We start from the raw sequence: 1,014 nt of genomic DNA on the forward strand, positions 1-1,014 counted from the left end.
TGCGCACCCACCCCGTCCGCTACGACAGTGGTCAGCCTGCCATCTCGCGGATGGCCTCGTAGGCCTCCAGGCTCTCGCCGGTGAAGTACCCCTTGAAGAAGTCCTCAGACTTGCTGATGAAGGCATCCATGTCGATGTCCTCCGTCTCGATCACCGTCATGGCGTCGTTCGCGCGGTAATCGTCGAGGATGTCCTCGGTCGCCTCGTCGACGCACTGGGCGTTCTCGGGGCGGATCTCGTGGATGGTGTCCTCGAGGAGCGCGGCCTGTTCGTCGCTCATCTTCTCGTACGTCTTGTCGCTCACGAGGATCCAGTGGATGCCGACGTTGTGGTTGTTGAGGATGACGGTGTTGAGCACCTCGTCGTAGCTGGAGGAGTGCGTCGCCACGATGGGGTTCTCCTGACCGACGGCGATGCCCTGCTGGAGCGCGGAGTAGACCTCCTCCACCGCGACGGAGACCGGGCTCGTCACGCCGAGCGCCTCGGCGTTCGCCAGGAACTGGGGCGAGTTCGGGAACCGGATCGGCACGCCCTCGAGGTCGTCGGGGCTGGTCACCTCGACGTCCTTCGTGGTGAAGGTGCGGGAACCGAAGAACCAGCCGTCGACGATGTTGACGCCGGTCGCCTCGTGGAAGGAGCCGAAGAGGTCTTCGGATCCCTCGTCGATCCACTTGAAGGCGTGGTCGACATCGTCGAACGCGTAGGTCGCGTCGACGACGCCGATCGGCTCGAACGTCGAGCTCAGCGCCGAGGCGCCCTGCAGATCGATGTCGATGTCGCCCGCCTGCACGAGCGGGAACCGGTCGGCGTCGGGGCCGAGCTGGCTCGCCGGGTACAGCTCCACGGTGAAGCCGATGTCGGCCTCCTCGAGCCGCTCCTTGAGCAGCTCGACGCCGCAGTAGTAGTTCGGCGTCTCCTCGTTCTGACTGGTCGCGACCGTGAGCGTGACGGGTTCGTTCGCGGCCGCGGATTCGGTGTTCGAGCTCTCCGGAGTGCCGCCGCCGGCGCAGCCGG

At 65.9% G+C, this 1,014-nt stretch carries 1 protein-coding gene; it reads right to left on the minus strand.

Features of this window, described 5'->3' with window-relative positions:
* Window positions 1-31 precede the first annotated feature (31 nt).
* A partial coding sequence (dctP, locus tag NCG93_RS06880; protein WP_252787477.1) for a TRAP transporter substrate-binding protein DctP occupies window positions 32-1,014 on the minus strand: 983 nt, incomplete at its 5' end.

Origin of the sequence: Microbacterium yannicii (genome assembly GCF_024055635.1) — a bacterium.
Classification (GTDB): domain Bacteria; phylum Actinomycetota; class Actinomycetes; order Actinomycetales; family Microbacteriaceae; genus Microbacterium; species Microbacterium yannicii.